The sequence below is a fragment of the Streptomyces sp. NPDC054956 genome, assembly GCF_053609185.1.
On the sequence record NZ_JBSGXB010000317.1, the window covers coordinates 1 to 8,518 of the forward strand.

Genomic DNA, 8,518 nt, shown 5'->3' on the forward strand with positions numbered 1-8,518 from the left:
TGCGCCGCCCCCTGGGGCGGCCCCGCGGGGGGGCCCCCCGCCACCGCCGAGACCGCGTCGGCGAACGGCGAAGCCGCCGCATCCGGCATCACCGGGTCGTCCGCGAGCGCGACCAGAGCGACGGTGAAGTGGCGGCGCACGGCCTCTGCCCGCCCGGCGAACGCCCGCAACCAGCCACGGACCGTGCCTTCGGCCAAGCCCAGACGGGCGGCGACCTGGCGGTGGCCCATCCCCAGAGCGGCTATCTCCAGCCCGGCTCCGATCACCTCGGCCGCATCCGCCCGCCGCGGCCAAAACGCCTCCGCCAGCAGCATGTGCGTGACCTTGCAGCCTGAGCAGCGCGTACGGCGCGGCCGGAGAAACAGCCGGGCCCCAAGATCACCCCGGATCGAGCGCGGCCGGCCATGACCCCACGGCGCCAGAACCGCCCCACAGACCGGACAAGTCAGCCGACCCTGCCGAAGCTGACGCTCCACCAACAGCCCGTCCGAGTCGACAACCAGCACCGACACCTCCACCTGACCTGCAACGATCAGCCGGAACCTCTCCAAACGGACCACCGGTCATGCTCGACTCGCCCGATCACCTGTGTGCCCTGTTTCGCTTGCTGTGCCCCCACGGACCAGGTTGATACATAATCCGCTTCGTCTGGATGGTGCGAGCTCGGACAATGGAAGAGCTGGAAGTAGCGACTCTCCAAGATCAAAGCAGGCTGCTGAGCCAATGAATGAAACACCGTCCACCATGCAGATGGTCACCTTTGCGGCCTGGCGGAACGATGCCCTTCACTCGGGCCGCCCGACTGACCGCCGCTACGTCACCCTGGCCGAGCTTCTGGTCCGACTGGGAAGTTACGGACTCGGGCTGACATGGAAGGCTCAGATGTTCGACAAGGATCCACACCCGGCGTTCGCCCGGATGATGGAGGCATCAGCAGGCACCGGAATCCCCACCCTTGAGCTGCTGGCCATGGACGTCCATCTGCAGGCGGTCGATGGAGACTTCGAGGGCTACTCGGGCAACGAACTCGTACTGACCCTGAGGGAGTTCGACAGTTCCAGCTGGGATGTCCGCACAGCCGACGCGTGGGTGCTGAGTGAGATCCAACGGCGATACCCCGACGCCAGGCCAATGACCTCAGACGAATGGGACTCCACGAACTGATTCCCTGAGGATGGAGCCACGTGGCCAGTGGCCCCCTGCCGGCTACGCATGAGCTCTTCGTGCTCACGGTGTCGTCGCACACGAAGCAACCATCAGAACCCAGACACCAACACGGCCTGTCCACAACAAGAGTGTCGCCGTCACCCCGCTTCATCGCCACGCAGAGTGTCGTCTAACAGTCGGTCTGCTGGAGATGGTGTCCCAGCTCGTGCAGGCCGGTGAATCCCCGGCGCCGATGTGAGCGGGCCGCCCCGACCACCAAGGTGGGGGGACCGGTCTGCGACCGGTAGCTGCCGGCGACCGAGCACCGGCCACCGTCGTCCGACGCGGCCTCCAGCGAAACCTGGACGTCCGTCCAGCGGCCCAGCTCGGCTAGCGGATCCGCGCCCAGCGCTTCCACGGCGCCGGGGTGTAACCGCTCAAGAGCCGAGATCATCGCCTCCGCCTGGTGCGGAGCCTCCTGGTCGAACCGGCGCCGTGTCACGCGCCGCCCTTCGTAGCGTCCTCGCCGCTGAGGAACTGCCGTAGACGTGCGTCCCAGTCGGCCGTGCCACCGCCTGTCTGGCGAGCGGCCAGGGCGAAGGCGCCGTAACTGCCCCATAGACGCGCCTGGGCTTCACTGATCTCCAGCTGCCGGGCGTGGCGTACCCATACCGAGCGCCACCGCGGGTGCTCTATGGCCTGGACTAGGTCGGCGGGCAGGGGGCGGACCGTCTGGGCGATCTGCTCTGCGCTCAGTCCGGTCGCCGAGGCGATGGCACCGATTCGGTCGGCAGGCAGCGGGGCCTTGCCGCGAAGCAGTTTCATGACCTCGGGCTGCGGCATCTCCAAGGCAGAGCACAGCGTCCTCAAGTCCAACCGGTCGCCGAGCAGCGACGCCAAGGTCTCGGGAGGCCGTTCGCTCTCCTGAACCGGCAGACCGGGCGCATGTTGCAGATGCTCCAGATCATCAGCGAGGCCGGCTCGCGTCTCGGCGTCGGGCTCCAGGGCGGAACGGATCATCTGTCCCTGGCGTACCCCTGCCACGGCCGGCGCTGGCCGGCCCTGAGCCCGGGCCGCCGCACATCCCACGATGTCCTCGTCCCAGGCATCGACCACGCGCTCCAGCACGCGCATGGGGACACAGGAGAACAGCCCTGCCCACACGGTGGCCTCGACGCCGAACGCGGTACGTGCCCCGTCGACCACCACGCTGGTCTCATCCTCACCGGGCGGGTCGATCGTGACGGGGACGGCGTTCACCTCACGGGCCTGCACATCCAGGATCAGCACAAGCACGCTGACCTTGTCCCAGCGTGCCCGCCACACCTGACCAGCCTTGATCTCCGCCTGAGCCGGATCACCGAAGCGCTCTCTCAGCCCTGCCTCCGACAGAGCATGCGGCCCATGCATCTGCTGGGCCAGGTCCAGGAACCGCTGCGGCACTTTCGAGTCACTCATGGTGTCCTCCCGCATCCATCGACTGAGCAGGCCTCCACCATCGACTGACGTCATACCGGCCAGAACGTCCGGCCCCGGCCCCACTCATCGTGTCTGCGCCGCTTCGCTGCACAGCCGGATCACCTCCGACCCCACCGAACGTACTTGGTCTCCGTCTCCGTTACCGACGAGCTGCTGCAGTTTCTCCTTCAGACGTGTTCTGTGGTGATAGGCCTGGGACCGGCCGCAGCCCAACAACGCCTGGAGCTCCCCCGGGCTCTCCAGATACGCGACCATGCCCCGCTCCTTAGGGCTGAGCATGGCCACGATCTGTGCCGCGGCAGACGCCGCACCGGCCTCGTCGTCGCGAGCAACCACGATCTCCTCCGGGGAGACGTGCGCATTGACGGTAATCTGCGATCCCGCATCGTCGGGGAGCGGGAGGACTCTCGGATCCAGCGCCACGGGAAAGCGAGCGATGAACACCTCGACGAGCTGCGCGACCTCCATCGATCCGGTGGCGGTGGACAAAACCGCACGGATCACAGCTTCCAGCGACTTCCTGTCAGCGAGAGGGGCACGACGCGTTTCACTGGTCCACTTCGGGATACTGATGTTCGGCACGGCGTACGCGGCTTCGACGAGCAGGTCGGGGGGACCGGACCAGGGCTGCACCGTGGTGCCGGACAAGCGCCACCTACCGGCCCCCGCCTCGGCAGGCGGCACCGTCTCGAATGCACTGCAGTCCGTCAGCACCTCTTCCAGCGAGCGCCTGATCGAACCGAGCGCAGTCTTGCGGGCCTGGTCGATCAACCAGCGCCGGATCGACGTCCGCAGCAATCGTCCGACACCGCCATCGTCGGTGGCCAGAGCCAGGAGATTGGCGGTGACCGCCTGGAGGCGATCTGCCAGGAACTCACTCAGCAGATCCTCCTCATCGGCCTGCTGCCAGCCGGCCAGCGGAGCCAGAACGGGAAAGCGCTGTACTTCCTGCCGCACCAGCGTCCCTGTCAGAGTCAGACACGCGGGGCCGAAGCACCCGAGTTCGTGCAGTTCGTCGAATACGGAAATAGCCGGTACCTCCCTCGATGGGCGAACCGTACGCCAAGGAGCCCTTCCGGCACAGGAACTTGCCCATTCCAGCTCGCACCGCGACCGCACACCCGCTGAGGTGGCGATCGCGGTGTTCACCGCTGCGTCCTCCACCCAGCTGCGAACCGTCCACATCCACGACCTGGGCCCGGGTGCCTCCACCATCACGCTCCACGACGACGGGCTTCGCCAAGGCTGCATGACCCATCAGGTCCCGTTGTGGGCCCGCCCGTTGCTGCTTGCGGCCCGCCGCGTCTGGGACATCGCCACCGGCGCCAGCAGCCCCCTCCTCACCGACCCGCTGGGCAGCACCGGCCTGCTGTTCCCGACCGCCTTCGCCGAAAGCTGCAAGCTCCGCCCACCCCAACCACCCAGGGGTCTGTACGGTCAACGGTGGATCTTCGAATAGGAAGTGACACCTGATGACAGACGTGACCGTGTCAGCCGAGGCCGTGGCGGAGGTACAGCCGTCCGGGTTGGTACCGGACGTTCTCGATGACCAGCTGATCAGTCAGCTGGTGGATCGGGCCAAGGCCGACGGGATCAAACTGACGGGTCAGGGTGGTCTGCTGCAGAAGCTGACGAAGCGAATCCTCGAGTCGGCCCTGGAGGGCGAGATCACCGACCACCTCGGGCATGAGAAGCATGAGAGGGCCGGCTCGGGCAACACCCGCAACGGGACCAGGTCCAAGACCGTGGTGACCGAGGTCGGCCCGGTCGTGCTCGAGGTGCCGCGGGACCGGGAGGGCTCGTTCGAGCCGCAGATCGTCAAGAAGCGACAGCGCCGGCTGACCGGCGTCGATGAGATGGTGCTCTCGCTGTCTGCCCGGGGCCTGACGCACGGCGAGATCTCCGCCCACCTCGCGGAGGTCTACGGCGCTGAGGTCTCCAAGCAGACGATCTCGACGATCACGGACAAGGTGGTCGACGGCATGAACGAATGGCAGAACCGGCCCCTCGACTCGGTCTACCCGGTGCTGTTCATCGACTGTGTCCACGTGAAACTGCGGGTTCTGTCGACGATCTTGTGATTCGGACGGTTGAGCGGGCCGTGCCGCCTGTTCGCGATCATGCATCGCGTGCTCTCGTGATGTGCTCGTGGAACTGTTTCCGTACCTGTCCGCTCTGTCGATCGAGGAAGTCGAACGGCGGCCGGACAAGGTGGTGCTGCGGACGCGGGTGCGGGCAGCAACCGCGGCCTGTCGGTGCGGTCGGAGTTCGGCACGGGTGCACGGGCGGTACGTACGCAAGCTGAGTGACGTCGCCGTGGGCGGACTCGGCGTGGTGATCGAGTTGTGCATACGCCGCTTCCGCTGCGAGAACTCTGCCTGCCCGGCGGTGACGTTTGCCGAGCAGGTCACGGGACTGACGACCCCGCATAGTCGGCAGACCCCTTTGTTACGTGGGGTGTTGACGCAATTCGGGCTGGGCCTGGCGGGCCGGGCGGGAGCCCGCCTGGCCTCTGCGGTCGGCATTACCGTGGGCAAGGACACGCTGCTGCGGCTGGTCAGGGCCTTGCCCGAGCCGGAGGTCGGCGAGGTTGAGGTCCTGGGCGTCGACGACTTCGCTTTCCGCAAGGGCCGCCACTACGGCACGGTGCTGATCGACATGGCCACCCACCGTCCGCTGCATCTCTACGACGGGCGCGAGGGCGAAGACCTGGCCGCCTGGCTCCGTGACCACCCCGAGGTGAAGGTGATCTGCCGGGACCGCTCCAGCGGCTATTCGGAGGGCGCACGCGTCGGGGCGCCGCACGCCTTGCAGGTCGCTGACCGCTATCACCTGTGGGCCAATCTCGGTCAGGCGGTCGAGAAGACGGTGAATGCCCATCGCTCCCGCCTGGCCGAACCTTCCGCACTTGCCGACGAGCCCGACACGCCAGAGACAGAACCCGAAGTGGTCCAGCCGCCGGCGGAGCTGAAGGTGGTGGCTCGGCTGCGGCAGCAGCATGCCGCAGCCTACGAGCTGTGGGAACACGGGATGTCAAAGGCCGCGATCGGCCGGAAACTCGGGCTTCACCAGGCCACCGTCCGCAAGCTGGTGAGTGCCCGCTCCGCCGATGACATCGTCGCCAAGAGTCTCCAGCGGGCGCATGTCGTCGACCCGTACGTCGGATACCTGCACGGACGCTGGAACGAAGGCGTCAGAAACGCCGCCCAGCTCTACCGGGAAATCCAGGAACTGGGCTATCCCGGCGGCGAGCTGGCCGTCCAGCGCCACCTGCGGCGCTACCGAACCGGACGCGGACACGCACCCGTGCCCGGGCCCAGGCCTCCGTCCGTCCGCGAGGTCACCTCCTGGATGATGACCCACCCCGAACACCTACGTGACGAGCATGCGGACAAGCTGCACCGGCTGCGGGAACGCGACCCCGAACTGGACCGGCTCACCCTCCACGTCAGGAAGTTCGCCGCCATGATGACCGCACTCCACGGCGACCGCCTCGAGGACTGGATCGCCGACGCCGAGCAGGACACCCTGGCCCCGCTCGCATCCTTCGCCCACAACCTCCGCCGTGACCTCGACGCAGTCCGCAACGGCCTGTCCCTTCCCTACAGCTCCGGCGCCGTTGAGGGCAACATCAACCGGCTGAAGATGCTGAAACGCCAGATGTTCGGCCGGGCCGGACTCGATCTCCTTCGCAAACGCGTCCTCCTCGCACGATGAGCCCGACAGCCCAGGATCACAAGATCGTCGACAGAACCAAACTGCGGGACGGCAAGGTCGCCAACAGGCCGCTCTACGTGGTCCTGGCGGTCACCGTCGAGGGCACTCGCGAGATCCTGGGATTGTGGGCCGGCGACGGAGGCGAGGGCGCCAAGTACTGGCTCCAGGTCCTCACGGAAATCAAGAACCGCGGCACGGAAGACGTCTGCATGGTCGTCTGTGACGGTTTGAAGGGGCTGCCCGACGCGATCGGGACGGTCTGGCCCCAGGCGATCACGCAGACTTGTGTCGTTCACCTGCTGCGGGCCTCGTTCCGATACGCGGCCCGGCAGGACTGGGACAAGATCTCGAAGGCCCTCAAGCCCGTCTACACCGCGCCGACCGAGGACGCCGCCACCGAACGCTTCCTGGAATTCCAGGAGGAATGGGGCAGGAAGTACCCGGCGATCGTCCGGTTGTGGGAGAACGCGTGGGCCGAGTTCGTGCCGTTCCTCCAGTTCGACACCGAGATACGACGGATCGTCTGCACGACGAACGCGATCGAGTCCGTGAACGCGCGGATCCGCAAGGCCGTCCGGGCCCGCGGGCACTTCCCGAACGAGCAGGCCGCCATCAAGTGCGTCTACATGGCCATCATGAGCCTCGACCCCACTGGCCAGGGACGTAAACGCTGGACCCAACGATGGAAAGCCGCTCTGAACGCCTTCGACATCACCTTCGACGGCCGGCTCTCAGCCGCCCGCCGCTGAACCCGTAACAACTCCAGAACCACCGTTAACTTTACGGACCCGAGACGGACACCCGCGCGCAGTTCGAAGCCGAGCCCACGGCCTTCCGGTGGATCTTCTTGTGAATGTGTGGGCTGGTGGGAGCGGGTGGGTGTGAGCGCTGGTGTGCACGGCATGTCTGGTGGGGGGAGGAGCTGCGCCCGGCTGGCGGCTGTCACGGGGTGACCGGCTTGCTGCCAGGGAAAGACTTCGTGCAGGCGAATCGGCTGCTGATGGGGATTCTTGAAAACGACCAGGGCCGCTCTTCGCCCCACCCTGTGACGGCCCTGTTCTCGTACCAGCCACCGTGAACGAACATGTGTCGCTGTGTGGCTGCTCTGGTTGTCGTTCCCCCATGCTGGGCGGCTCGTTGAGCTGTTGGAGGCTCCAAGCCGCTGTCGGCCGGCCCTCCGCGGACTGATCATGTGTCTTGAGCAACCGCTCAGGCGCCGAGACTCTGGACGGTCTCCTTCACCAGTCGGTTGCCCTTGGGCGCGTACCACGAGGTGTACGACGACAGTTTGGCAACCACCGCACCCAGCCACTCGGGATCACCGAGCCGGTCCAGCGCCTTCACCTCGGTGAGCTCGTCGAACAATGCCTTCAGCACAATGACGTGGCCGCCCGTGTAACGGCGCTCGTGATGCGTGTACCGCACCGACCACGGCTCGTACGGGCAGCGCAGGGTGCCGGTCAGAGAGCAGGCGTCGCGGCCCATGTCGGCACCGGACACGAACGCCCCGGCGAAACCTCCGCTGGGGGTGGCCTCCCACCCCCTGTAAGCGGCACGCACCTGCAGATCCATGAACCGGGACCACTCGATGGTGAGCAGGGGCGCCGCCTCCCCGCGCCGGCGGTGCTCCAGGCCCTCAGGCGCCAGCACGATGGACAGGCCGTCCTTCCGCGTCGGGTCCCCGATCACCCACCGGTCCCCGGTCAGCTCCAGCGGCCCCAGATGCTGCGCCATGTCCTCTCCCTCTGTCCTGCCGTCAATCCGACCAGGAACATAACCGACGCCCGTAGACCTCCCAGCAGCGGTGCGTCCTTGATCGTGTGAAGCGCCTGGCCTACGCATATCCGCGGCCGGTCGGGCGCCGGCGTGTCCACCCAGCAAGCTCAATCGCACGAGCCCGGCCACGTATCTCGTGATCGGCGGGGCAACGAGAAGACCACGGCCCCTCCCGAGTGGCGCGCGGTGTTCGCCAGCACGCGGCAGGTGGGGAATCCCGGTGAGCAGGTCTGTCCCACCCCCGAGCACGGGGTGGGGAGATTCAAATAGCCCCATCACTTGCCTCTGACCCGCGCATTCACATCCGCCATCGGCTGGGGCGGCGGGGAACCGCGTGCGGCCACCGGCGCCAGGGTGCGAAGAGGGGTGGGGGGGGGGAGCGGGGGGGGGGGGTGCTGAG

8 protein-coding genes and 2 pseudogenes are annotated in these 8,518 nt (G+C 67.1%); 5 read left to right on the top strand and 5 right to left on the bottom strand.

The window, feature by feature from the left end:
- Positions 1 to 560: DUF6431 domain-containing protein (locus tag ACWGDE_RS32545; RefSeq protein WP_453392640.1), on the bottom strand; the 560-nt coding region annotated here is incomplete at its 3' end.
- A gap of 184 nt (positions 561 to 744) precedes the next feature.
- On the opposite strand from ACWGDE_RS32545, the gene ACWGDE_RS32550 reads away from it, so the two are divergent.
- Positions 745 to 1,164, top strand: coding sequence for a hypothetical protein (locus tag ACWGDE_RS32550; protein ID WP_453392641.1), 420 nt, complete (start codon positions 745 to 747; stop codon positions 1,162 to 1,164).
- 172 nt (positions 1,165 to 1,336) lie between these two features.
- Here the strand turns inward: ACWGDE_RS32550 and ACWGDE_RS32555 are convergent, their stop codons facing one another.
- From ACWGDE_RS32555 to ACWGDE_RS32565, 3 genes are all read right to left on the bottom strand, one after another.
- On the bottom strand, positions 1,337 to 1,564 hold the full coding sequence (locus ACWGDE_RS32555; RefSeq protein WP_453392642.1) for a hypothetical protein: 228 nt from the start codon (positions 1,562 to 1,564) through the stop codon (positions 1,337 to 1,339).
- 80 nt (positions 1,565 to 1,644) lie between these two features.
- Complete coding sequence (locus tag ACWGDE_RS32560) at positions 1,645 to 2,604, bottom strand: hypothetical protein (RefSeq protein ID WP_453392643.1); 960 nt, start codon at positions 2,602 to 2,604, stop codon at positions 1,645 to 1,647.
- A gap of 84 nt (positions 2,605 to 2,688) precedes the next feature.
- A complete protein-coding gene (locus tag ACWGDE_RS32565) occupies positions 2,689 to 3,582 on the bottom strand; it encodes a hypothetical protein (protein WP_453392644.1) in 894 nt (297 codons plus the stop codon).
- A 184-nt stretch (positions 3,583 to 3,766) separates the two neighbouring features.
- On the opposite strand from ACWGDE_RS32565, the gene ACWGDE_RS32570 reads away from it, so the two are divergent.
- The 4 genes and pseudogenes from ACWGDE_RS32570 to ACWGDE_RS32585 form a co-directional block, all read left to right on the top strand.
- Positions 3,767 to 4,084 (top strand): hypothetical protein, encoded by a 318-nt coding sequence (locus ACWGDE_RS32570; protein WP_453392645.1) that lies wholly within the window; start codon positions 3,767 to 3,769, stop codon positions 4,082 to 4,084.
- 13 nt (positions 4,085 to 4,097) lie between these two features.
- Positions 4,098 to 4,685 (top strand): annotated as a pseudogene (locus tag ACWGDE_RS32575) (transposase); the annotation flags it as partial.
- 169 nt (positions 4,686 to 4,854) lie between these two features.
- Entirely contained in the window at positions 4,855 to 6,342 is a 1,488-nt protein-coding gene (locus ACWGDE_RS32580) for an ISL3 family transposase (RefSeq protein WP_453392647.1), read from the top strand.
- A 38-nt stretch (positions 6,343 to 6,380) separates the two neighbouring features.
- Positions 6,381 to 7,091: pseudogene (locus tag ACWGDE_RS32585) on the top strand (IS256 family transposase); the annotation flags it as partial.
- A gap of 460 nt (positions 7,092 to 7,551) precedes the next feature.
- On the opposite strand, the gene ACWGDE_RS32590 reads toward ACWGDE_RS32585, so the two are convergent.
- A complete protein-coding gene (locus tag ACWGDE_RS32590) occupies positions 7,552 to 8,076 on the bottom strand; it encodes a hypothetical protein (protein ID WP_453392646.1) in 525 nt (174 codons plus the stop codon).
- Between the last annotated feature and the right edge of the window lie 442 nt (positions 8,077 to 8,518).